Here is a 22,859-nt window from a genome sequence, read left to right on the forward strand (position 1 = left end):
GGGGCCGCCGGGATTGGGATTTTCCCCCTTGCCAAGGGCTCCTCCAGGATTTACCATTATCCCTATAGGCTTAATATGTTGTCGATGCGCGCCAAATATGCCCTTAAGGCCCTCGTCTTCCTGGCCAAGTCCAAGGACCAGGGTCCCGTGCAGATCGGGGAAATCGCGGAGTCGCAAAAGCTGCCGCGCAAATTCCTGGAACAGATCCTCCTCGAGCTGAAAAACATGCGCGTGCTGAAGAGCCGGCAGGGCAAAGGCGGCGGATATCTTTTAGCCAAGGAGCCGGCGCAGATCCAGGTGGGTCAAATCGTGCGCGCCTTCAATGGGCCATTGGCGCTGGTGCCTTGCGTGAGCGTGTCCGCCTTCGGGAAATGCGAGGAGTGCCTCGACTTCGCCCATTGCGGCGTGCGCCGGGTGATGAAGAAGGTTCGCGACGTGACCGCGGACATTCTCGATGGGACAAGCTTGGAAGCCATGGTGGTTATCGAAGCCTCGGAGACGGATGAAGCCGCCCTGATGTACTTCATCTAATTTTTTTAATCAAATGCATACTAATTCTATATGATAAATATAACCGTAACTCGAAATGGAGATCCTATGCGCTCGCCTTTCCTTTCCGTCCCCTCGCCTTGGGCCGCATTATCCGTGATTACCGCCCTCTCCCTCCCGACGGTCGCGCGTGCGGCCGACGCGGCCATCCCGATCGATTCGGCGCGGGGACAAGCCGCGAGCGGCGGCCCGGCGGAGACGGCGCCTTCGCTCGAAGAGCTGGACGGGAAAATCCGGCTCCTGGAACGCAAGCTGGAGGTGAAGGAAGAGGAAGAGGCCGCCCGCAAGGAACAAGCAGCCGCGGTGACCGCGGGCAAGGATGGCTTCAGCCTGATCTCGGCGGACAAGGAAAGCACCCTCAAGTTCAAGTTCTTCCAGCACACCGACGGCCGCTACTACTTCGAAGATGGCGATAACAAGCTGCCCAATACCTTGCTCTTGCGCCGCGTGCGACCGGTGCTCGAGGGCACGGTAGGCAAGTACTACAACTTCCGCGTGCAGCCGGAATTCGCCGCGACCTTCCAAATCCTCGACGCCTATGGCGAACTGGCCTTTTGGCCGGGGGCCCGCCTGCGCATCGGCAAATCCAAGACGCCCCTGGGCCTGGAGCGGATCCAATCGAGCCAGGACATGGCCCTGGTGGAATTCGCCCACCCCACTTCGCTCACTCCCAATTACGATCTGGGGATTTCCCTGCTCGGCGATTTCCTGGACGAGTCCATCGGCTATTACGTCGGCGTTTTCAACGGAGCGGTGGACGGCGCCAGCCGCGACGCCGATCTCAACGACGACAAGGATCTGATCGGGCGCGTCTTCGCCCAGCCTTTCAAGAACGGCAGGGTCGAGCCGCTGCAAGGCCTGGGGCTGGGGTTCGCGGCCAGTTGGGGTAAGCGTTTCGGGGATGCGGCCAATACCGAGTTGGCGGCTTATAAGACCGAAGGCCAACAGACCTTTTACGCGTATCGATCGGTGGCCGACAAGGCTTCCGCCGTCGCCTACAATGCCGCGACCAAGGCCGTGAGCAACACCGCCGCCGTCGCGGGCGATTCGGGAACGGCGCGGGCGGTTGGCGGACAGTACCGCCTCAATCCCCAAGGTTATTGGTACTTCGGACCCTTCGGGCTTTTGGGGGAATACATAGCGTCGACCCAGGAAGTGGGTAAAGGCGGCGCGAACGCGGGCGAGAAGGCCACGCTTACGACCACGGCCTGGCAGGCTACGGCCTCGTGGGTCTTGACCGGCGAGTCGCCTTCCTTCAAGGGCTTTAAGCCGCGCCATCCCGTTTCCCTTTCAGGAGGGGACGCTGGCGGGAACGCGAATGGGTTCGGGGCCTTGGAGCTGGTGGCCCGCTACTCCCGCTTGGACGCCGATGCCGATGCCTTCCCTCTCTACGCTAATCCCGCCTCCGCGGCCGAAGAGGCCGCCACTTGGACCGCCGGCCTCAATTGGTATTTGTCGCGCTACGCCAAGCTCTCCGCCGATTACGCATGGACCGAATTCCGGGGCGGCGGGGCGTCCGGGGCCGATCGGCCCGAAGAAAAAACCTTCTTCGGCCGTTTGCAGACCGCTTTTTGATCAACGCCGAACCACAACCTATATGGAAGGACCGATATGAAAACGAAGCGTACCCACGGCTTAATTTTCTCCCGCTTATTTCCCGCTCGCTGGCCCGCCGCCCTTGCCCTGTCCGCCTTGGCCGCCATCCCCGCCTTGGCCGGGAAGGTCACCTTGCTCAACGTCTCCTACGATCCCACGCGCGAGTTGTATGAGGATTACAATAAGGCTTTCTCCGCCTATTGGAAAACCACCGCCGGCGAAGACGTGGAGATCAAGCAATCCCACGGAGGCTCGGGCAAGCAGGCCCGCTCCGTCATCGACGGGCTCGACGCCGACGTGGTGACCTTGGCCCTGGCCTACGACATCGACGCCATCGCCGAGAAGGGGCAATTGTTGGCGAAGGATTGGCAAGGCCGCTTGCCGCACAACAGCACGCCTTATACTTCCACCATCGTCTTCCTGGTGCGTAAGGGGAATCCCAAGGGGATCAAGGACTGGAATGATTTGATCAAACCGGGCGTCGCGGTGATCACTCCCAATCCGAAGACCTCGGGCGGGGCGCGTTGGAATTACCTGGCCGCCTGGGGCTACGCACTTAAGCAGAACGGCGGGGACTCCGCCAAGGCCCGCGCCTTCGTAGCCGCCTTGTATAAGAACGTGCCGGTATTGGACGCGGGCGCGCGCGGGGCGACGACCACCTTCGTACAGCGGCGCATCGGGGACGTGGCGATATCCTGGGAGAACGAGGCCCTGTTGGCGGTGAAGCAGCTAGGGAAAGACAAGATCGAAATCGTGGCGCCTTCGATCTCCATATTGGCCGAGCCTCCGGTGGCGGTGGTGGATCGCGTGGCGGCCAAGCATGGCACGGCCAAGGTCGCGAAAGCCTACCTTGAGCATCTCTACAGCCCCGAGGGCCAGGAAATAGCGGCACGGAATTATTACCGGCCCAGCGACGGGAAGGTCGCGGCCAAATACGCGGGGCAATTCCCGGACATCAAGCTATTCACCATCGCCGACACCTTCGGGGGCTGGGCCAAGGCGCAGCAGGCGCACTTCGCCGACGGCGGGGTGTTCGATCGGATCCAGAAGGAAGGGAAGTAACATGGCGCGGAAGCGGGCGGCATCGGTGATCCCCGGGTTCGGGCTCACCCTGGGCTACACCCTGCTATACCTGGGCCTGGTGGTGTTGATCCCGCTTTCGGCCACCTTCGTGAAGGCGGCCCACATCACCTGGCCGCAATTGCACGATATCCTCCTGGACCCGCAGGTCCTGGCCGCCTTCCGGCTCAGCTTCACGGCATCGGCCGGGGCCGCCCTGGTCAATGGCGTGTTCGGATTGCTGGTGGCCTGGGTCTTGGTGCGGTATCAATTCCCCGGCCGCGGTTTCCTCGACTCCATGGTCGATCTACCCTTCGCCCTGCCCACCGCCGTGGCCGGCATCGCCCTCTGCACCGTCTACGCCGAGACCGGTTGGATCGGGGGGCCGTTATCCAAGCTCGGCATCAAGGTGGCTTACACCCAGTTCGGCGTCATCGTCGCGCTCATCTTCATCGGATTGCCTTTCGTGGTCCGCACCGTGCAACCGGTGCTCGAAGATTTGGATAAGGAAGTGGAAGAAGCCGCCACCTCCTTGGGCGCCAATCGCTGGCAGATATTCCGCCGGCTCATCTTCCCCGCCGTGCTCCCCTCCCTCTTCACGGGCTTATCGCTGGCCTTCGCCCGCGCCTTGGGCGAATACGGATCGGTCATCTTCATTTCGGGTAATATGCCGATGAAGACGGAAATCGTCCCCCTCATCATCGTGAGCAAGCTGGAGCAATACGATTACGTGGGCGCGACCGCGGTGGCCTGCATCATGCTGGTCCTCTCCTTCGCCTTGCTCCTGATCATCAACATGATGCAACGCTGGGCGGGCGCCCGCACCCGGGGGGGCCATTAGCATGGATTCCAAGCAAGCGGCGGTCAGCGAACCGCGCTGGTTGCAGTGGGTGCTGATCGCGGCGGCGGTAGGCTTCCTTTTCCTGCTGCTCTTCGTCCCCCTCATCACCGTGTTCGCCGGGGCGCTGGACCAAGGCATAAAAGCCTACCTGCACTCCTTCGCCGATCCCGATACCTTGTTCGCCATCCGCCTCACCCTCCTGATCGCCGTAATCGCCGTGCCCTTGAACCTCACCTTTGGGGTGGCCGCCTCGTGGGCGATCGCCAAGTTCGATTTCCCGGGCAAGCAACTGCTCACCACCTTGATCGATCTTCCTTTCGCCGTTTCCCCCGTCGTCTCCGGGCTCATCTTCGTGCTGCTTTTCGGGAAGAACGGTTGGTTCGGGCCCTGGCTGCAGGCGCACGACATCAAGATCATCTTCGCCGTGCCCGGCATCGTGCTGGCCACCATCTTCATCACCTTCCCCATGGTCGCCCGCGAGCTCATCCCCCTGATGGAGGAGCAAGGCAAGGAGGAAGAGGAAGCCGCCCGCACCCTGGGGGCCAACGGCTGGCGCATCTTCTGGCACGTGACCTTGCCCAACATCAAGTGGGGCGTGCTCTACGGAGTCATCCTCACCAACGCCCGCGCCATGGGCGAGTTCGGCGCGGTCTCCGTCGTCTCCGGCCATATCCGCGGGCTCACCACCACCTTGCCCCTGCAGGTGGAAATCCTCTACAACGATTACAGTTACGTGCAGGCCTTCGCCGCCGCTTCCCTGCTTTGCTTCCTGGCCCTGATAACCTTGGCCGCCAAGGCCATCGTGCAGAAGCGTGTGGACCGGGCCCGAAAGAACGCGGGCGGCCCCGTAAGCGGAACCTGAGCCGGAAAAGAGGATAACGCCATGCCCACGAACTCCCCGCCTTCCCGCCGCGACGGCATCGCGGATAACGTCCTCGACCTGGTAGGCCAAACGCCTCTCGTGCGCCTGCGCCGACTGCAAGGCGCGCAAGGCGCCGACATTCTCGCCAAGCTGGAATGGTTCAACCCCGGAGGCAGCGTCAAGGACCGCGCGGGCGTGGCCATGATCGAAGCCGCCGAGGCGCAGGGCCAACTTCGGCCCGGAGGCACCTTGGTGGAAGCCACCTTCGGGAACACCGGCATCGGCCTGGCCATCGCCGCGCGAGTCAAGGGCTATCGCCTGGTCGTGACCATGCCCGATCGCATCTCGCCCGACAAGGTGAACCTGCTCAAGGCCTACGGGGCCAAGGTGATCCTGACCCCGACCGATCTGCCCGAAGATAGTCCCGGCCATTACCGCAACCTGGCCCGGCGCATCGCCGACGAGACGCCGGGGGCCTTCCATCCCAACCAATATTTCAACGAGGCCAATCCCCGCGTGCACTATGAGACCACCGGGCCCGAGCTCTGGCGGCAGACCGGAGGCAAGTTGGACGTGCTGGTGGCGGGCCTGGGGACGGGCGGAACGCTCACCGGGGCGGGCCGCTACCTGAAGGAGATGAAACCGGCCCTGAAACTGGTCGGCGTCGATCCCAAGGGGTCGCGCTACCAAAGCGCCTTTGCCGGCGCCGAAGCGCAATCCCGGCCTTACTTGCTGGAAGGGATCGGCCAGGACTTCCTGCCGGGGACCTTGGATCTGAAACTGCTCGATCAGGTCCTGACCGTGGACGATGCCGAGGCCTTCGCCATGGCTCGCCGCCTGGCCCTGGAGGAAGGCCTTTTGGCGGGCGGATCCTCCGGGGCCGCAGTAACCGCGGCGTTACGGATCGCCGCCGCTTGGGCCGCCGGGAAAACCATCGCCGTGATCTTGCCCGACGACGGGCGCAATTACCTGTCGCGCATCTACTCGGACGAATGGATGCGCGATCAGGGTTTCCTGGACGGGGCGCGCCGCGAGAACGCCGTACCGGTGGCGGAACTGTTGGCCAAGAAACCGGTGCGCTTCGGGCGGCTGCATACCGTGCATCCCGACGATCGCGTCCGCCAGGCCATTACCGCCCTGATGACTCTGGACATTTCCCAATTGCCCGTGCTCGCCGATGGGGTCCCGGTGGGCAGCGTGAACCAGAAGGGCATCGCCGAACGGTTGGCCGAATTCGAAGCGACGGAGCGGGGCGACGCCCACGCTTTCGGCGAAATGAAAGTCGCGGAGGTGATGGGTCTGCCTTTGCCGACTTTACAACGATCCGCGACGCTGCCCGCCCCCTTCGGCTATTTCCGGGAGAACCCGGCGGCCCTGGTCTTGGATCGCGGGGAACCGGCGGGCATCCTGACCTACTCCGACATCGTCCACTTCCATCTGGGGAGTTGAGGCCCGCGCCGGCTCCCGCTTGCGCCGCCGGCGACGGGGGCTTATCTTAGCCGCATGCCCGACGCGCCCCTCTTCGACGCTCTGGTGATCGGGGCCGGCCCGACCGGCTTGGCCTGCGCCATCGCCCTGAAATGCCGCGGCCTCGCCACGGTGGTGCTGGACAAGGGTTGCATCGTAAATTCGCTTTGGAACTATCCGACCAACCTGGTCTTCTTCACTACGCCGGAGAGATTGGAAATCGGCGATTTGCCCATGACCTCCTTGGGCGAAAAGCCGGTGCGCGCCGAAGCCCTCAAATACTATCGCCGCGCGGCGGAACACTATGGTCTCGATATCCGGCAGTGGCGGGGCGTGACCGCATTGCGCGGGAGCGAAGGGGATTTCACGGCGGAGGCCCGCAACCGGGAAGGCGGCGTGGAAACCTTTCGCGCCCGCGCCGTGGTGGCCGCCACCGGCTTCTACGACGAGCCCAAGCTGCTGGGCGTGCCGGGGGAGGATTTACCCAAGGTGCGCCATTACTACCGGGAAGCCCATCCCTTCTGGAACCAGGACGTGCTGGTGGTGGGCGGGGCGAACTCGGCGGTGATCGCGGCCCTGGACCTGGTCCGCAGCGGAGCGCGCGTGACCCTGATCCACCGGGGAACCGCTTTCGATGAGTGTGTGAAATATTGGCTGAGGCCGGATATCGAAAACCGCATCCAAGAAGGCAGCTTGCGGGCCCATTTCCAAACGACGCTGTCGGTGGTGCGGGAGCGCGAGGTGGTTTTGCGCGGACCGGAAGGCGAGCGGACCTTGCCCAACGACGCGGTCCTGGCCATGACCGGTTATAAGCCCGACTTCGCCTTCCTGGAAAGACTGGGAGTCGCCATCGACAAGGAAGCGGGCCGGCCCCGGCTCGGCGAGGCCTTCGAGACCGGGCGCCGGGGCCTGTTCCTGGCCGGGGTGGTGGTGGCCGGCGTGCACACCAGCGAGGTCTTCATAGAGAACGGGCGACATCACGGCGGCATCATCGCCGACGCCATCGCCGCGCGGCTAAAGGGCCCTTAGGGGCCGTCTACGGCTTCTTGATGAAGAGCTTCAGGCTCTTGATGAAATCCGCCAGGGTCTCGTCCTTGTATTCGCGGAATTCGCCCGCGTCGAAAAAGGTCCCGTGCCCCTTGCGGCACACCTCGTAATGGATGTAGTGCTGGAAGCGGTCGGCGACGCGGTTCATGACGATGTCGCATACGGGGCAATGCACGTCCTTCATCTCGTCGTACTGCTTGCCCAATTCCGCGCTGCCCGTATCGATGGAATCGGATCCCTTGAAGGCCTTCAGATCCTTGTGCTCCACCCCGGGGAACCAAATGCCCTTGCATTGGGTGCACCGTTCCACGGTGATGTTGTGGAAGGTGACGTCTTCCATGATCGAGTCGCACTTGGGACAATCCATCGTCGCTCCGCGCCCGCCGCCCGGCAGGGCGTCGGCTTTTGATTTGGGGTGTAGCGGAAAAATAGCCTTTTTGCCGGAAGCGGCCAGCCGTAGGGCGTTAAACGCCGCTGGGCCGCTTGAAGACGAGCAGCAAGGGACGCTTATCGTTGGGATCGGCCTGGCGGCCCACGCCCTTGTTGTCCAAGGCGATGAAGACCGATCGGCCATCCATCGCCAGCCCCCGGGCCAGCCCCATGCGCAGGCCGGCGTACTTGTACTTCGCATCCTCGATCACGTGGGAGTAGCTCCAGTATTGGCCTTCGGCGTAATCGGAGCCGCTCCACTTCAGCTGGGCGATGGCGTCCGAGTTCGCGCATAAGGCCCAAAGCTTGCCTTGGTCCGCCGTCAGGTCCGCGAAGTCCGGCCGGCGCCGGCCTTGTCCCAAGGGGACCTGGGTCTTATCCAGGAGCCAAGCCGTGATGACCGGGCCCTTACCGGAGAGATCCAGATCGAGCAGGCCGCGGGGCTCCCGCGAGGCGGCCACCAGGAACTTTTTCTTCCCCAATGCCGCGAGGCCCTCGATGCCGGAGTTCCCGCCCGCGAAGAGGCCCTTCTCCGCGCCGGCTTCCAGAAGGCTCGGCCCCATCCACTCGGCATCCCCGTCCTTTTCCACGCGCAGGATGCGGCAGGCCTGTTCGCTGGCCAGGTAGAGCGCCCCGTCCTGGCCCACGGCGATGCCGCGCCAAGCCAGCTTCATGCCTTCGGCGTCCTTGGGGCGACGGATATGGATCGCTTCCTTGAAGGCGGCCTTGTCCCCTTGGGGTTCCACGACGAAGATATCGTCGTCATGAACGGAGCAGACCATGAGCAGGCGCTTTCCGTCCCAAGCCAGGCCCGAAGGCTGGACCAGGGCCGGTCCGTCCAAGGGCAGGGCCTTGTCCAGTTCCAGCCTTTGCTGGGCCTGCGCCACGCCCGCGCAAGCGGCCCAAATCAGCCCCAGCGATCCGATGGTTATCCGGTTCCGTCGTCCTATCGTTTCTCTTATCGACGCCATTTGCCCCTCCGCAATCAGCTCCGGAATGAATTTACCGTTACCGGCCGGGAAAGCGAAACCTTTTCGGACGGGAATGCCATGCCGGCTTGGGGAGGATGGGGGCGGGAGGGCCGGACGGAACAGTTCCTTCCGGGACCGCTTATAAAAATGGTAACGCAGGATTTCCTAGCTGTGCGACGCCAGCCATTCCACCGCGCCCAAGGTCTGGTGCCAGGCCCCCAGGGCCCCCGAGGCATAGGCGCCGGCGGCTTCGGGGCCGCCCGGCGCCACGGCGGAAGGCGCGCTGGAAGGCAAAGGTTTACGTTTGAGCAGAAACGCGGGAACATGGGGATTGGCGCGCAGGGCCTCGGCCAGGGCGGCGTCGGCGGCCTTACCCCGGCCCGCGCGGCGGAACTGCCAGAGGGCCCGGGTGTACGCGATTTCCGGCGAAGCATCCTCGCCGTAACGGGACAGGAGGTCGCCCAACTCCTCGTCCGCTCCGCTTTCCAAAAGGCATTGCAGCAAGATGTAGCGCACGCCCTGGTTGTCCGAGGGATTGAGGCGTATCAATTCCCGCAAATGGCCCAGGGCCTCTTCCTTACGGGACAGATCCCACAGGCATTCGGCCAGGGCCAGGCGGGCGCGCATGTACGGCCGCGTTTCCATGATGGCCCAGAAGTCGCCTTCCCCTTCGACGAAGATCGCCGGATCCAGGGCGCGGCGTCCGGCCTCGTAGGCTTTATGGTACAGATCCAGCGCGGCCTCGCGCGTCTTGGTCTCTTCCTGGGCGAGTATCAGGTAGGCGTCGGCGCAATCCTCGGATAGTTCCAGGGCGCGCCGCGCCAAGGAGGCCTTGCGGGCGCCGTCGGAGTTCCAGGCCTCGTAGACCAGGCTCTGCGCCTCGTCGAGCGGGTCGAGCGCGGCCGAAGGCGGGATTTCCCCGCTGGCCATCTTATCGTCGAGCAGGGCGTCGAGCTCGGCATCGGACATGGTATCGCGTCCGCCGAAAATCTGGGTGAGGCTGGCCATCACCTTCTCCAAGCTGGCGCGCTCATCGCGCGGGACCGCATCGGTTCCGAACGCCTCTTCGAGGGCGGGACCCGTGGACTTGGCTTCGGCCGGCTTCGGTCTGGCCGCTGGTTTCGGTTTGCCCGTTGCATCCGGTTTGGGCGCCGCTTTCGGCTTGGCCCGCTTGATCGGGGCGGCCGCAGTGGGCGACTTGGCCTTGGCCGGACGCTTGGACGGCGCGGCCTTCGCGCTCTTAGGCACCTTCGCCTGCTTGGACGGCTTCGAGGGCTTCGCCGCGGATGCGGTCTTGCGCGCCGCTTTGGCCTGCTTTTTCTTCATGGCTTCCCGCTTGCCCCGGACCCGTGCCCGCCCCCGGAATTCCGAAGTGCGGATCGTACCCCAAAATAAATAATCCCCCGCCGGGGCGGGGCGATCGCGTTAGCCGCCTTCCGGGCCCGCTTGCGCCCGACCAGTTCCGGAATCGCCACCCTGCGGGCGACGGCTCCCGCCGGACCGGATGCGGATGGTACGGCCGGGAACGGCGAAGCGGATGCCGGACTTGCCCAAGTCCTCATGGAGCCCCAAGTTGACCTCGTGCTGGATGTCCAGATGCCGGCCGAAATCCGGCGTCTCCACCACGTACGAGGTCTCGAAGCGCGGATTCCCGTCGGCGAAGCGGACGAAATGGCAGCGCTCGAAGGTGACATCGGGAAAGCGGGCGTATTGGGCCTTAACCTTGTCGGGCAGGCCGCGCAGGGCCTCGGTCGGCGTGGCGGCATCGAAGTCCAACTGGTAGACCACGCGGCGCCGGTGCATGCGCTTGAAGTTCTGCACCTTGGAATCGGTCAGCGACTTGTTGGAGAGGATGATCTGCTCGCCGTCGCCGCTGCGGAGGCGCGTAGTCTTGAGCCCGATATGCTCGACCTCGCCCTGCAGATCGCCGACCTTGATGTTGTGGCCCACTTCGAAGGGTTGGTCGAAAAAGATCACGAAGTAGGAGAAGACGTCGCCCAGGATGGCCTGGGCCGCCAGCGCCACGGCGATGCCGCCGATGCCGAGCCCGGCCATGAAGGCGGAGATCTTGATGCCCAGGTTATCGAGCAAAAGGAGTAAGCCCAGCATCCAGACCACGATCTTGGCGATGGTGATGATGCCATTGAGATTCTTCTCGCGGGCCTGGGTGCGGTCGGCCTCGTGCCGGCGCCAATACGCCTGGATGGAATGGTTGACGATGGCGATCACCGCGCGCACGGCGAGTACGGTGATGAGGGCGGTGGCCAGGGTGCGCATACCGTCCTGGATGGACTTCCGCCAGGGCAAATCCCGCAGACCCAAATAGACGATCATCACGTAGAGCGCGGGTACCACGTCCTTTTCCAGCGATGCGACCAGCAGATCGTCCCAGGTGCTGGCGGTGCGCTCGAAAATACGGCGCAAGCGCCGGATGACGAAGACCTGGAACAGGCGCAGCAAAGCGACGCCCACCAGGATGCCTAAGAGGACCTTGATTTCCTCGCGGACGGGGCTGCCGAGAAAGCTTTGATCGAGGAACTTGGCGAGGGTTTCGGGGAAATCCATGGGGCTAGGGGGCGGAGAAGGAAGTTTGCATGATCGGTGGGGGAAAAGTAATAATCGGGGCGGCCGGCATCCCCACGGGCCAGCGCGCGGCCTTTCCAAGAGCCGTTGGCGCGTTTTTTAAAAGAATCCCCGGGAAAAATCCGGTGCCGATAAAAAATAAGCCAGTTGAATCCTCAACCGGCTTTTCGAACTCGAGAGACGGGGCGAACGGCCCCGTGCCCTTATTCCATTCGGATCATTTGCAATCGAAAGACAGAACCACTTTGTAGTTCTTCTTATTGCGATCCAGTCCCATCGCCAGCATGCTGGTCGCCGCACCCGCGAAGCCGCTGCCCGCATCGCTCTTGGGGTTCAGATTTTCGGTCTGGGTGTTGACGATTTTGAAGTACTCATTATTGTATTTGTCTTTGCAAATGCCTTTGGCGTCCGTGTTGGCATTGCCCATGGCTTCGTTTTCGTCTTTACCGTAGGTGGTCGTGGAAAACTGCCCGTCGCCGATTTTACTCACCATTCCAATTGGTTTATAAGCGCAGTTCACGATAATAAAAGCGACAGATCCCAATACAAACAGCTTCATTTTCATTCGATCTCCTCCGGTTTAAGTAAGCGCGAACGAAAAATGGTAGTATTTTTCCGCTTGGAAACCAGGTTTTTTGTGGGTTTTTCTGGCGGAGCCTGGTCTGTCCCGCAAGAAATTTCGGGGGCCGCAAAAAAATTATGCGGTTTCAACCCTCTTTTTCATCGATTGGTTCTTTTTATGGAGAAACCTTTTCATATACCATTTCAAGAATAAGCCTTCCGCGATCCAGCCCAACGGGCCAAAAGGCGCTTCGATATGCATGACATCCGACTTTTCCGTTTTATCGCTATCGATTTCCTTGAAGCGATGTTCGTGCGAAAAGGTCTTGAATGCGCCCTTGATCATTTCGTCCCGGAAATAATACGGCTTCTCCATGTGCGTGATTTTGACCCGCAGCCTTTGCTTTATCCCGAAATGGACCGCCTCCCATTCCACCTCCTGGCCTTGCCCGATAAGACCGGATGTGACGCCACCGACCGCCCTTTCGCCCCGATGCTCCTGGGTCGCGGAATGCAGGGAGATATCCCGCTCGGCATCGAAAACCGTTTCGATCGATGCATCAAAAACCGTTTTCTCTTCGATCGTGATCATGCCCGGATCCCGCTCATCTTTTTGGAGTACAGGACGAACCAATAGTAAGTAGCAATTTGTGTCGCGCATAATCCCGTCGACAAGGGCTACCTGGGTCATGGATCCGGCCGGCGCTACCAGGTTCCGATCCCTGACCAACCCGTGAAGGAACCGGGAGTGGTATGCACGCAGGCGCCGCCCGATAGGCTGACCCCGCCTGCGGATCCCCAGACCGTCTCCGTGCCGTTCACGAAGATCCGCTTATCCGTCGCGCCGTCGCCGGGCGTGTTCCATACGCCTCCGGCCACGCCCGTAATCGCGAAGCACTCTTCGCCATTACCCAATCCCTGGCCGCCCACGGGAGCGGTCAGGAAAACGGGCGCGATCCCGTCCGGGCAATTGCCCGCGCAAGCGCCGCAGTTGCAATCCTGCGGGCAGCTCGTGCATCCCTCGCCCGCGCCGCATACGCCATCGCCGCAGCTGCTTAAGGGTTTCACCACCCAACGCATGCCGGCCGAGGCGGGATCGAAACGCAGCGCCGAGACCTCGGCTTCGCGGGCGATGGCCGGCGTCGCGCCGAGAACCCTGCCGTCCCAGCGGGAAACCAGGCGCACATGGCCGGCGCCGGCGTCGAAAGCCATCCAGGCCTGGTTATCCTTACCGTTGCAAACCTGCGCCACCACCGAATTGCCGACGGCGGCCAAACAGGCTCCGGAAACCTGCAAAGCCGCCCAACCTTCCGCGTCCACCGAAACGGCGAGGTTCTGGCCGGCGCGGCGATCGCAAACGTCCAACAGCGATAAGGAGCCCGAGGACGTGAAACACAGACCGGCGCTATCTCCGGCCGTGAGGGTGTAGGTTTGTCCCGCGGCCAAGACGGCCTGGGGATTGGCGCTGGCCACAGGATAGCGGCGGGAGATGGGGACGGGTTGCGGACGCTGGCCGCGGGCGGACCATACGATTTCCGCCTGATCGGCGTCGCGGCCGGCCGCTTCCATCACCACGGGAACCACGTGCCCCTTGATGAGATGCACGGTGCGGGATTCGCGCCCGCGATCCTCCCCCGCCACTTGCTTCCCGTTCACCCAGATCTTGACTTCGTTTTCATCCGCGGAGCGAAAGGCATAATCGTCGGTGCGATCGGGCTTCAGGAATCCGCTGTACCGGATGGAACCCTTGGTTTCATGCCTATCGTGACGGCAATATTTGGCATGGCGGCCATCGCGCAGATCGAACAGGGTGGAGTCGATCCCCAGGCCCACCAGATGTTTGAAGTCGTCCTTGGCGTAAACCTCGGTCAGGAAACCTACGCCGGGGGCGTCGGCCAAGGCCTGCACGTTGGGGGTATTTCCCGACATGGTGAGTAGGCCGAACAGTTGCCAAGCGTTGTTGAAATAGTCGTACTCGCCGATCGGCTCGGCCGTGGCCCTCGCGATGTCATAGGCTTCTTGCGGCGTGCTATTGGCCTGGTGAGAAGCCTCTCCGCATGCGGCGCCGGGATTGATGGCCGAATCGGCCGCCCAGATGCCCACGCCGGCGTTGGCCGAGAAGAAGGCGTTCAACCCCCAAGGCCAATCGGTCGTCCCATCCATGCGGTACACGGGCTTGATGTTGCGCGCGCCGACCTGCTTGAAGAAGCCGCCCATTTCGTTCATGGTTTCGTTCGCCTTGGGCGTATTGAACCAGAGCTTGTCCAAGGCCACGCGCCAGACCACGCGCGCCGCATCCCAGCCGAATTGATCGTAATCCGTATTGCCGGCGAAAGGCAGGGTCGGGGCGCCGGTGGAATCGGTCCAGTTATAGACGAGCTTGGAACATTGGCCATGATTGGCCTGTACGGCGTCGATGTTTTGCAGCGCCTTGTCGGCGACAATTTTCCAACGCGTGCCGCCCTCGAAGGCGTCGAATACGCGGTAGTAGCCTGGCGAGTAATACGACGGGTTGAGGACCGGTGCGGACCAGTTGTTGCCGGAGAGCAGATAGCCCGAGGGGCCGACTTCGTATTTCCGGATATTGGACAACGCGGTCTTGGCATCGGCGCAATAGTCATGGGCCCCCGTTTTCCAGGCCCCCGCTTCCACCTTCTTGCAGGCGAAGACCAGCGCGAGCGCCGCATCCTCGTCCGCGTCGGTGGCGGCTCCGCCCGCGTCGATGCTACACGGCGCGTTATCGCGGTCGATGCACCATTCCATCAGGCCTACCTTGCCCTTGGACGCCCATCCCTTATAGTACGTCCACAAATCGTCGAACAATCCTTGCTCATCGAAGAAGGCGGAAAAGACCATGGCGTATGCCTGGCCCTCGGACACGGTCGTGAAATACTTCCCGCCCGTGGCGTCCGTTTTCCAGATGCGCTTGCCGCCGATGGCGCCTACCGTGAGCTGGACCGGGGACAGCGGCGAAGGGGTTACGTGCCGATCGCGCCAGGTCACCCACTTGGCATGGATATCATCGGGATCGGCGGAGACGCCGCGACGGCAGGAGTTGTCCGTGCAATAAGGCCAACAAACGCCGCTGGCCGTGTTACGGCAATCCAGGCCGATGGAAAAGGCGCCGGCGGTCAAGGCCGTTGCCGCCAGGGCCACGACTATTTTTTGAACGAATGGGAATGGCTTCATTGGCTGCCCGCTCCTTCCCGCCATGGCGGGATTTGGCATTTTGTTATCCGACTGGACGGCAAATTTCGCGTTGGACAAGCCCAAACCGTTTCAAGTAACCGTCGCGCCGCAAAAAACTAAACGGAAGTGGATCGCATCTGGGGATTTATGTGTTTGGCCCGCGCCTAAACCGTGCTTTGGGGCCACCATTCCCCACAAAATCGGGGAATTCATCGGTTAGGCCGATTCCCTAAAAATAAAACTTGGTCACCAGGACTCATGGTCGCTTACTGGAAGGAACCGCCAGCCTACTAGGGACGTCATAGGAGACACGCTGCCTATCGAGTAGATTTCAGTGTCCGATTTCCGAATCGAAAGAATCGAAATTCAAACTGCCGGTTGCAACCAGCCTAAAGGAAGCATGCTCAAGGGTCTTTTGCTCAGCACCGGCATCATTTGTCTATCGGCATTCTTTTCCGGTTGCAGGGAAGGCTCCTCATCACCGCTAGAACCCGAACCCGCGGTCGAAAGCCCAAGAGAACTCCGGGAAACATTCTACACGAATGGGAAAATCGAATTTCGACACTTCGTGAAGAAGGATGCTTCGGGTAATGAAGTCGAAGACGGGCCTTGGGAACGTTGGTACGATGACGGCCAAATCTGGATGGAAGGCAACTATGCGTTAGGTTGGCCCGACGGGCTCGCGACGACATGGTATCGGAACGGCCAAAAAGAGCATGAGTACACGATGAAAGAGCGCCAATGGGATGGGCTTGAAACCTATTGGTATGAGAACGGGCAGAAGAAGCGCGAAGGCTCCTATGCGAACGGATCGGCGATCGGACGATGGACTCTCTGGTATTCAAATGGAAATCCGTTGGAGCAGTCCGAATTCAATGACGGGAAATTGGATGGCGACTACATACTCGGCTATGAAAATGGGCAGGTAAAGGTAAAGGGCTCCTATAGCCTTGGCCTACAGAATGGCAGCTGGGAATCCTGGTTTGATGATGGGAAAAAAAGCCAAGAGCAAACTTACAAGGACGGAAAAGAAGTCGGCCGTAGTACAACCTGGTACGCGAATGGGAACAAAAGCAGTGAATCCTTTTACACGGATGGGAAACCGGATGGGCTTTGGACCGATTGGTTCCCGGATGGGCAAGTGGAAAACCAAGGCGCCTACAGCCTCGGGCAAATGATCGGGCTTTGGACGGGTTGGTATCCGAGCGGAACCCAAAGGTCGGAAGTTGTTTATGCCAACGGATTGGTTGAGGGAATCCAAACAACCTGGTACGAAAACGCGCAAAAGGAAAGCGAGCGGTATTTCCACAATGGATTCCCGGAAGGGCTCTCGACATTATGGTACGAGACGGGAGAAAAGGAATCCGAATCGACTTACGAGCACGGTGTTTTGGTAAGTTCGAAAACTTGGGATAAGAACGGCTCGGAAATTCCGGCCATAACCGATCCTCTTGCCCTCACGGCCCCTTAAGGCTCGCCTTCAAAGTCTCCCCGGCGCCGCCCGCCGCGCTCTTGTCATCCAAAATTCGGGGCTGCAAAAGATATGGTCGATGCGGAATACGGGATGGCGGCCGAAGAAGGTGTTTTGCGGGCGATGCCCCTTGGCGTTCTCCTGCGCCTCGTGGAGGCGCGAGGTGAGGGTGCGGTACACGGTCGAGGAAGGGAAAGCGTTGAAATCGCCGCAGAGGATGACCGGGCCTACGCAGGATTCGCCGCCCAGCCATTCCGGTCCCATCAGGGCTTCGGATTGCCGTTGGCGCTCTTGGGAATAGAGACCCAAATGGGTGTTCAGGAAATGCAGCTCGGCGCCGGCGAATTGGAGGGCGGCCCAAAGCGCCCCGCGTACCTCGATGTCGCGGCCAGGCAGGCCGGGCAGCCGGCCGGCCTTGATCAGGCGCAAAGGGGAAACGCTCAAGAGGGCGTTCCCGTAATCGTCCTGTAGAACCGAAAGATCGGTGGGATAGTGATAGGCTTCCTTCAACTCGGCGGCGATGGCGCGGGCCTGGTCGCCACGGCGCGCCCCGTAGCATTCTTGCAGGGCGATGATATCGGGTTGGTATTGGGAAATGACGCGCGCGATGCGCGCGGCCGAAACCTTGCCGTCCATGCCCGAACAGCCGTGGATATTGTAGGTCATCACCTTCACGGCGCGGCCGCTCGACGCGCTCCGGCGCGGGAAGGCGCGCGGGGTCGAGGGCGTGCCGCGCAGATGCATGGCCGCTTCGCGGATTTGGCAGTAGCGGAGGTAGGGTACGGGCGGCAAGGGGGCGTTGATGGGAAACAGGCCGAAGGCGTGCGTCTCATCGTAACCGGGGCCGCCATGGGCGCCGTTCTCCCATACGAAGGTGACGGGCTTGCCCCGGGGGCGCCAACCCGCGATCACGAAATCTCCGGCATGGGGATGATGGCAGGACGCCACCAGGTCGCGGCCGCATTCTTCCGGGAAGCCGTGCAGGGGACCCAACACGCGGGCCGCGTCGCGGGGCAATTCGAATTGGCCTTCCGGCGTCACGACCATGGCCTTTTCGGGACCGTCCGGGTACATGACCATGGGGATATTGGCTTCGTTGACCAGGCGTCGGGCCAGCCCCGCGCGCTTGCCCGCTTCCGGGGGCTGGGGCAGATAGATGTGCCCGAAGGGCCCCACCGCGATCACCACGGCGGCCCCGGCGACCACCGGGGTTTCGGCGGGAACCGCGCTGCCGGCGCGCGTCAGCAGGTAATTCTCGGCGCGGCTGCCGGGGAAATTTTCGCTGCGGCTCATGCGCGGGGCGCGGCGCAGGGCGGCCACTTCGGCGACTTTCGCGCCCAGCACCTGGGAAACGGCCTGTTCCAAGGTACGCCCGTTCTCCTTGGCGTAGGGGACCACCGATTCCTGGCCATGATCGGAATAGATCCAGACGTCATAGTCGCGGCGGTAGGAGCGATGGGCGGCGGCCCAGATGCGCATGATGCAATTGTCGATGCCCAGGAGGGAGAAATGGGCGAATTTCGATCCCGGCCCGCGGCGGTGCGATTGCTCGTCGTAGCCGACGAAATTGCAATGGACGATAGGTAACCCGCGCGTTACGTCCATGGAGGATTGCACCGTGATCAGCTCGCGCAGGCCCACCGAGACGAAGACCCGCGAGAAGATGAAAAGCAGCTCCTGGCGGGCTTCATGGCGGGAGATGGCGCCCCGCACCGCGTCGTAGATGGCCACCACCACTTCCACCAGCAGCAAGCCTATCATGCGGAACAGGCTGGGAAAATTCCACAGGATCACCGCCAGGATGCCCAGGAAATTGGCGTTCTTCCAGATGGCGGCGGGGGACAATCCCGATGCGCAGAAATGGGATTCGGCCGCGCCGCCCGAGTACATATTGGAATAGGAACTGCCGCCTTCGCACAAGCCCTGGCCCAGGCCCCCCAGGTGAGTCTCCATGCGGGACGAGCATTCGGGCAGGATCAACTTCATGTAACGGCCCGTCTCCCGCTCCAGGTAGGCGAAAGCGGGGATGGCCCCCTTCACGCCATAGAAGAGCTCCGCCTGGGCGGCGGCCGTGGTGGAGGGGATCCCCGAGTACACGTCGTGGAGATGATACCCTTCCTTTTTCAGCAACTTGCGCAGGAAGGGCATGCGCCCGTGCCGGATGGCCTTTTCCAGATGCGTGCGGGACAAGCCGTCGATTTGGATCAGCACCAGGCCCCGGCGGTTATCGCCGTCGATTTTGGGCAAGCGCAATAGGCGCAGGGACCATTCGCTACGGCTGAACCAGCGCCGCGCCTGCCGTAGCCGGCTTTCCAATACGTGGATCAAGTGGGCCAGCCTTCCGTCTCGCGCGCCGAAGGGGGCGTCTCGTCCGCGCCGACCAAGGCCGATCCGGCGGCATGGGCCATGGTTCCGAACAGTTTCCATTCGGCCCCGATGCGCCGCATGGCATTGCTCCAAAGGCTTTCCTCAGGAACCTCCCAGGCGGCCTTGCGCTTGACGAGCGATTGGTAGACCGAGGCCAACCGGGCGGCGGATATCTCCGCAGAGAGGCCCCGCGCGGTGCGGAGGGCCTCGCGCGACAGGGACTGCCAGGCATCCTTCGGGAGGTCGGCGGCCCAGGCCAGCGCCGCGCTGAAGGCATCCTGATCCTCCACCGAAAGCTTGCGGCCGTTGACCCCGTCGCGCACTACTTCGCGCACCCCGCTGGCGTCCAGGGCCACCACCGGCGTGCCCGCGGCCATGGCTTCGGCCATCACCATGCCCTGCGTCTCGCTCTTGGAAGCGAAGGCGAACACGTCCATGGCGTCATAGGCGTCGGCCAGATCCTTGCCCTGCAGGATGCCGGCGAAGCGTACCCGCTCCGTTACCCCCGCTTCCGCGAAATACGCTTTCATGGATTCCTCGAGCGGGCCCGCGCCCGCCACCACGAACCAGGCCTTCGGCCGCTCTTGCAGGAAGTGCGCCACCGCGCGCGTCAGGAACATCAGGTTCTTTTCCGGGGCCAGGCGGCCGATGTGCCCCGCCAGGAAAGCATCGTCCGGGATCGCGCTCGACTTGCGGAAGCGGCGGCCCTGGCGGCGCGTGAACTTGGCGAGGTCCACTCCGGTCGGGATCACGGTGATGGGGGCGGTCACCCCGCGCTGCTGCAACAGGGTCGCCACCGATTGGCTGGGAGCGATGACGTGGTCGCACAAGTTGGCGTAGCCGGTGGAAAGATCGGTGACGAAGCGCTTGAGCGCCTCGGACTCGCCGGAGACGTAATGGGTGTACTCCTCGTAGAGCGTATGGTGCGTGAATACCAACGGCAGCCCGCGGCCCGAGGCGACGCGGACCGCGGTATCGCCCAAGAGGAAAGGATGATGGGCGTGGATGAGATCGGGCTGGAAGCGATCGAGGGGCTCGGTCAGAAGGCCGGGCACGGGCAGGCGCACCGAGAAGTCGCTGCCGTTGAAGCGCTGGATGGCCGGCACCCGCACGACGTCGGTTTCCGTTTCCGGCCGCCCCGTGAATTCGGGAGCCACCACCATGACCTTCATCCCCAGGGCGCGCAAGGAGCGGCTGAAGCCCTCTACGGATCGGGCCACCCCGCCCACATGGGGCAGGTAGGTATTGGTCATCATTACGATCCGCATCTAACTCAAGATAAACCCTTTTGAAGCGGAGCCAAGCGGAACGCGAATTCGGCCTCCCAAAGCCGGCGGGCGGCATGGGGATTTCGGAAGGATCGGAAGGGCCTTTTATATATTCTCCCCACCCCCAGCTACCAAAGAGGGAACGGATTTGGACAGCGTAGCCACGGCCCTGCCCCTAAACGGCGGGTTCTTGCTGAATTCCCTCGGCATCATCCTGATCAATATCGTGCTTTCGGGCGATAACTCCGTGGTTATCGCCATGGCCGTGCACGAGCTCCCCAAACCCATGCGCATCCGCGGGATCGTGATCGGGACGGCGGGTGCGGTGCTTCTGCGGGTGTTCTTCACCCTTATCGCCTCCCACCTGCTGGAAGTCCCCTTCCTGAAACTCTTCGGCGGTCTGGCCGTCCTGTGGATCGCGGTGAAGCTCCTGATCGAGGAACAAGAGGCCCTCGAGGGGCGCCGCCCGCCCGCCTCGGTCTGGCACGCCGTCTGGATCATCCTGGTGGCCGATCTCACCATGTCCATCGACAACGTGCTGGCGGTGGCGGGCATGTCCCATGGCAATTCGGTGGAGCTCTGGTTGTCCTTAGGGCTATCCATCCCGCTGGTGGTGTTCGCCAGCACCCTGCTTTCCTCCCTGATGGATCGATTCCCCATCATCCTCATCCTGGGGGCGGCCCTGCTCGGCAAGGTGGGCGGGGAGATGATCATTACCGATCCGGGCCTGGGCGCATGGTGGCACCTGGGCGAATCGCGCCCCATCCGCTGGGCCTTCCAGGCGCTCACCGTCGCGGCCGTGCTTTTGGCCGCCTGGCGCATCCGGCGCCGTCGCCCCGCCGACCATGGCTCCCCGTAAATCCTCCTATCGGCCCGTCCCCGCCGGCTTCTTTTCCGCCGGAACGGTCGCGGTCGCGCGCGCGTTGCTGGGGAAAATCCTGGTGAGCCAATCCCCCGAGGGACGGACCGCCGGCCGCATCGTGGAGACGGAAGCCTACCTATGCGACGATGCCGCCTGCCACGCCTCCCGCGGGGAGACGAAGCGGAACCGGGCCATGTTCGGGCCCGCCGGACGATCCTACACCTACCTCATCTACGGGATGTATCGCTGTTTCAACGTGGTGACGGGGCCGAAGGGCGTGGGCGAAGCCGTGCTGATCCGCGCCCTGGAGCCGATCGAGGGTTTTGATTTGATGGCGATGCGCCGCGGGGTCGCGGAGCCGAAGGCGCTTTGCAGCGGACCAGGAAAGTTGGTGATTGCGCTGGGGATCGCCGATCTACCCGATGGATCCGATCTTCGGAAGGTGCCTTTGATGGTGGCGGAGGAGAGGGCGGAGGCGGTTGGACCGGGGGCCAAGGTGCGCGGCGGGGCGGGAACCGCGGCGGCCGCGGGAATCAAGGTGACGACGCGCATCGGGATCAGCAAGGATGCGCACCTGCCCTTGCGTTTCTACCTGGAGGGGAGCCCTTGGATCTCCCGCAAATAGAAATCCGGGTCCGCCTCTAAGGGCGGGGTGCGAGGGTCCGGCGGGAGCCATCGATCCTATATAGGCCCGATTTCCAGGGCCATCCCCGGAAATCCCTTCCCTCAGGCCGGCTTTTCCTTCCGCCCCGCGCTTTGACGGCGTCCGTCACGAGCGGATACCCGTCGTTTCCTTCCACCAGCCACACGTTGCGAAAGGCCCCCGTGCTATCCAGGCTCTGCAGCGCCACGAGTACTTGCTTTCCGAGGACGGGGATTCTGCGCCGCGAATGGATCAAGATCCCGTTTTGCCAAACCGTGAGAGCGCCTTCGCCTCCCGAATCCGGCGGGGTCGAAACCTGGATGTCCATGGTCTGCCATGCTAGCGGCGGAAAGGCCGCCATCACCCGTGGGGCGTACAAGCCTTCGATGCCGCCGCATTCCTCCGACCCCGTATCGCTGCCGAAGGAATCCAGCAGTTGGATCTCGGCATAGAAATGCCCATCGTCCAGGAAGCGCACCCCGGAGTTCCCGCGCGCCGGGCCGATGGCTTGCGGCAGGAAGGGCATGCGGAATTCCAGATGCAGGGAAAAGTCCGCGAACTTGGCGTTCGTCCTGGCCTCGCGTTGCAGCGGCGCGAGGTTCCCTTCGGAGTCCTGGGCCGCGTTCGTCCACGCGACCGGCGCCCCGCCGTCGAAGAGCACCGTCGCCCCGTCCGGGGGCTTCAGTCCCAGGGTCGGGCTTATCCGGCTCGTCTTGGTCAGGGTGAAGGGCGCGGCCGGACCGGCGAATCCTTTCAGGGTATCTCCCGAGATACCCCCCGCATAGACCGAGTCGGAGATAGCCAGATCCCGACCGGAGCGGGTCCCTTGGACAGGATAGCGATCGCCTTGCGCGCCCGCGCCCGGCAGACCTCCCGGGAAGAAGACGAGGGTGAAGGCGCCTTCGCCCCGGGCGATCACCTGCGACCCCAGGGGCGTCCCGTCGGAGGAGCCGGCCGTATGGACGGTTCCCAGGTATTCCCCTTGCAAGGCGAAATCGGGATCGGGAAGGACGGCGGGTTCTGGAGAAAGGGCGGTGGCCAGGGCGGCGAACAGGGCGGGAATCAGCATGGTCCGTTAAAGATATTTGATAATT

At 62.7% G+C, this 22,859-nt stretch carries 20 protein-coding genes; 10 read left to right on the plus strand and 10 right to left on the minus strand.

The features are described 5' to 3' along the window. The first annotated feature begins 75 nt into the window (after positions 1-75). From JF616_11035 to JF616_11065, 7 genes are all read left to right on the plus strand, one after another. Entirely contained in the window at positions 76-531 is a 456-nt protein-coding gene (locus tag JF616_11035) for an Rrf2 family transcriptional regulator (GenBank protein ID MBW8888278.1), read from the plus strand. 66 nt (positions 532-597) lie between these two features. After that, positions 598-2,124 carry a porin gene (locus JF616_11040; protein MBW8888279.1) on the plus strand — a complete coding sequence of 509 codons (1,527 nt, stop codon included), beginning with the start codon at positions 598-600 and terminating at the stop codon, positions 2,122-2,124. Positions 2,125-2,160: 36 nt separating this feature from the next. Next, positions 2,161-3,207 carry a sulfate ABC transporter substrate-binding protein gene (locus JF616_11045; protein MBW8888280.1) on the plus strand — a complete coding sequence of 349 codons (1,047 nt, stop codon included), beginning with the start codon at positions 2,161-2,163 and terminating at the stop codon, positions 3,205-3,207. 1 nt (position 3,208) lies between these two features. Then, the gene (cysT, locus tag JF616_11050) at positions 3,209-4,045 is read left to right on the plus strand and encodes a sulfate ABC transporter permease subunit CysT (protein MBW8888281.1); all 837 of its coding nucleotides are present in this window, start codon (positions 3,209-3,211) and stop codon (positions 4,043-4,045) included. 1 nt (position 4,046) lies between these two features. Then, the gene (gene cysW / locus JF616_11055) at positions 4,047-4,907 is read left to right on the plus strand and encodes a sulfate ABC transporter permease subunit CysW (GenBank protein ID MBW8888282.1); all 861 of its coding nucleotides are present in this window, start codon (positions 4,047-4,049) and stop codon (positions 4,905-4,907) included. 21 nt (positions 4,908-4,928) lie between these two features. Then, positions 4,929-6,356 carry a pyridoxal-phosphate dependent enzyme gene (locus JF616_11060; GenBank protein ID MBW8888283.1) on the plus strand — a complete coding sequence of 476 codons (1,428 nt, stop codon included), beginning with the start codon at positions 4,929-4,931 and terminating at the stop codon, positions 6,354-6,356. Between the two features lie 54 nt (positions 6,357-6,410). Then, positions 6,411-7,403: a YpdA family putative bacillithiol disulfide reductase gene (locus JF616_11065; GenBank protein ID MBW8888284.1), complete on the plus strand. Its 993-nt coding sequence runs from the start codon at positions 6,411-6,413 to the stop codon at positions 7,401-7,403. A 7-nt stretch (positions 7,404-7,410) separates the two neighbouring features. Here JF616_11065 and JF616_11070 read toward each other — a convergent pair whose 3' ends face one another. From JF616_11070 to JF616_11100, 7 genes are all read right to left on the minus strand, one after another. Continuing rightward, on the minus strand, positions 7,411-7,788 hold the full coding sequence (locus JF616_11070; protein ID MBW8888285.1) for a zf-TFIIB domain-containing protein: 378 nt from the start codon (positions 7,786-7,788) through the stop codon (positions 7,411-7,413). 97 nt (positions 7,789-7,885) lie between these two features. After that, a complete protein-coding gene (locus tag JF616_11075; GenBank protein MBW8888286.1) occupies positions 7,886-8,821 on the minus strand; it encodes an SdiA-regulated domain-containing protein in 936 nt (311 codons plus the stop codon). Between the two features lie 165 nt (positions 8,822-8,986). Continuing rightward, positions 8,987-10,147 (minus strand): hypothetical protein, encoded by a 1,161-nt coding sequence (locus JF616_11080; GenBank protein MBW8888287.1) that lies wholly within the window; start codon positions 10,145-10,147, stop codon positions 8,987-8,989. Positions 10,148-10,246: 99 nt separating this feature from the next. Next, complete coding sequence (locus JF616_11085; protein MBW8888288.1) at positions 10,247-11,386, minus strand: mechanosensitive ion channel; 1,140 nt, start codon at positions 11,384-11,386, stop codon at positions 10,247-10,249. Positions 11,387-11,621: 235 nt separating this feature from the next. Beyond that, positions 11,622-11,969, minus strand: coding sequence for a hypothetical protein (locus JF616_11090; GenBank protein MBW8888289.1), 348 nt, complete (start codon positions 11,967-11,969; stop codon positions 11,622-11,624). Positions 11,970-12,101: 132 nt separating this feature from the next. Next, complete coding sequence (locus JF616_11095) at positions 12,102-12,557, minus strand: SRPBCC family protein (protein MBW8888290.1); 456 nt, start codon at positions 12,555-12,557, stop codon at positions 12,102-12,104. A 113-nt stretch (positions 12,558-12,670) separates the two neighbouring features. Beyond that, positions 12,671-15,154: a hypothetical protein gene (locus JF616_11100; GenBank protein ID MBW8888291.1), complete on the minus strand. Its 2,484-nt coding sequence runs from the start codon at positions 15,152-15,154 to the stop codon at positions 12,671-12,673. A gap of 334 nt (positions 15,155-15,488) precedes the next feature. Here JF616_11100 and JF616_11105 point away from each other — a divergent pair, with 334 nt between their 5' ends. Then, positions 15,489-16,625: a toxin-antitoxin system YwqK family antitoxin gene (locus tag JF616_11105; protein MBW8888292.1), complete on the plus strand. Its 1,137-nt coding sequence runs from the start codon at positions 15,489-15,491 to the stop codon at positions 16,623-16,625. Between the two features lie 9 nt (positions 16,626-16,634). Here JF616_11105 and JF616_11110 read toward each other — a convergent pair whose 3' ends face one another. Further along, positions 16,635-18,953 carry an endonuclease/exonuclease/phosphatase family protein gene (locus tag JF616_11110; protein ID MBW8888293.1) on the minus strand — a complete coding sequence of 773 codons (2,319 nt, stop codon included), beginning with the start codon at positions 18,951-18,953 and terminating at the stop codon, positions 16,635-16,637. Continuing rightward, positions 18,950-20,260, minus strand: coding sequence for a glycosyltransferase (locus tag JF616_11115; protein ID MBW8888294.1), 1,311 nt, complete (start codon positions 20,258-20,260; stop codon positions 18,950-18,952). Before JF616_11115 ends, JF616_11110 begins: the two co-directional genes overlap by 4 nt. 148 nt (positions 20,261-20,408) lie before the next feature. Here JF616_11115 and JF616_11120 point away from each other — a divergent pair, with 148 nt between their 5' ends. Beyond that, positions 20,409-21,119, plus strand: a complete 711-nt coding sequence (locus JF616_11120) for a TerC family protein (GenBank protein ID MBW8888295.1) — start codon at positions 20,409-20,411, stop codon at positions 21,117-21,119. After that, positions 21,106-21,747, plus strand: a complete 642-nt coding sequence (locus JF616_11125; protein MBW8888296.1) for a DNA-3-methyladenine glycosylase — start codon at positions 21,106-21,108, stop codon at positions 21,745-21,747. Before JF616_11120 ends, JF616_11125 begins: the two co-directional genes overlap by 14 nt. Before the next feature lie 16 nt (positions 21,748-21,763). Here JF616_11125 and JF616_11130 read toward each other — a convergent pair whose 3' ends face one another. Continuing rightward, entirely contained in the window at positions 21,764-22,834 is a 1,071-nt protein-coding gene (locus JF616_11130) for a DUF1080 domain-containing protein (protein ID MBW8888297.1), read from the minus strand. Positions 22,835-22,859: the final 25 nt, after the last annotated feature.

Source organism: Fibrobacterota bacterium (genome assembly GCA_019509785.1).
GTDB lineage: Bacteria > Fibrobacterota > Fibrobacteria > UBA11236 > UBA11236 > Chersky-265.

Bases quoted from the DNA above. Each gene is read 5' to 3' on its own strand.
- JF616_11035 (MBW8888278.1), top strand. From the start codon at position 76: ATGTTGTCGATGCGCGCCAAATATGCCCTTAAGGCCCTCGTCTTCCTG.
- JF616_11040 (MBW8888279.1), top strand. From the start codon at position 598: ATGCGCTCGCCTTTCCTTTCCGTCCCCTCGCCTTGGGCCGCATTATCC.
- JF616_11045 (MBW8888280.1), top strand. From the start codon at position 2,161: ATGAAAACGAAGCGTACCCACGGCTTAATTTTCTCCCGCTTATTTCCC.
- cysT (MBW8888281.1), top strand. From the start codon at position 3,209: ATGGCGCGGAAGCGGGCGGCATCGGTGATCCCCGGGTTCGGGCTCACC.
- cysW (MBW8888282.1), top strand. From the start codon at position 4,047: ATGGATTCCAAGCAAGCGGCGGTCAGCGAACCGCGCTGGTTGCAGTGG.
- JF616_11060 (MBW8888283.1), top strand. From the start codon at position 4,929: ATGCCCACGAACTCCCCGCCTTCCCGCCGCGACGGCATCGCGGATAAC.
- JF616_11065 (MBW8888284.1), top strand. From the start codon at position 6,411: ATGCCCGACGCGCCCCTCTTCGACGCTCTGGTGATCGGGGCCGGCCCG.
- JF616_11070 (MBW8888285.1), bottom strand. From the start codon at position 7,788: ATGGATTGTCCCAAGTGCGACTCGATCATGGAAGACGTCACCTTCCAC.
- JF616_11075 (MBW8888286.1), bottom strand. From the start codon at position 8,821: ATGGCGTCGATAAGAGAAACGATAGGACGACGGAACCGGATAACCATC.
- JF616_11080 (MBW8888287.1), bottom strand. From the start codon at position 10,147: ATGAAGAAAAAGCAGGCCAAAGCGGCGCGCAAGACCGCATCCGCGGCG.
- JF616_11085 (MBW8888288.1), bottom strand. From the start codon at position 11,386: ATGGATTTCCCCGAAACCCTCGCCAAGTTCCTCGATCAAAGCTTTCTC.
- JF616_11090 (MBW8888289.1), bottom strand. From the start codon at position 11,969: ATGAAAATGAAGCTGTTTGTATTGGGATCTGTCGCTTTTATTATCGTG.
- JF616_11095 (MBW8888290.1), bottom strand. From the start codon at position 12,557: ATGATCACGATCGAAGAGAAAACGGTTTTTGATGCATCGATCGAAACG.
- JF616_11100 (MBW8888291.1), bottom strand. From the start codon at position 15,154: ATGAAGCCATTCCCATTCGTTCAAAAAATAGTCGTGGCCCTGGCGGCA.
- JF616_11115 (MBW8888294.1), bottom strand. From the start codon at position 20,260: ATGCGGATCGTAATGATGACCAATACCTACCTGCCCCATGTGGGCGGG.
- JF616_11125 (MBW8888296.1), top strand. From the start codon at position 21,106: ATGGCTCCCCGTAAATCCTCCTATCGGCCCGTCCCCGCCGGCTTCTTT.
- JF616_11130 (MBW8888297.1), bottom strand. From the start codon at position 22,834: ATGCTGATTCCCGCCCTGTTCGCCGCCCTGGCCACCGCCCTTTCTCCA.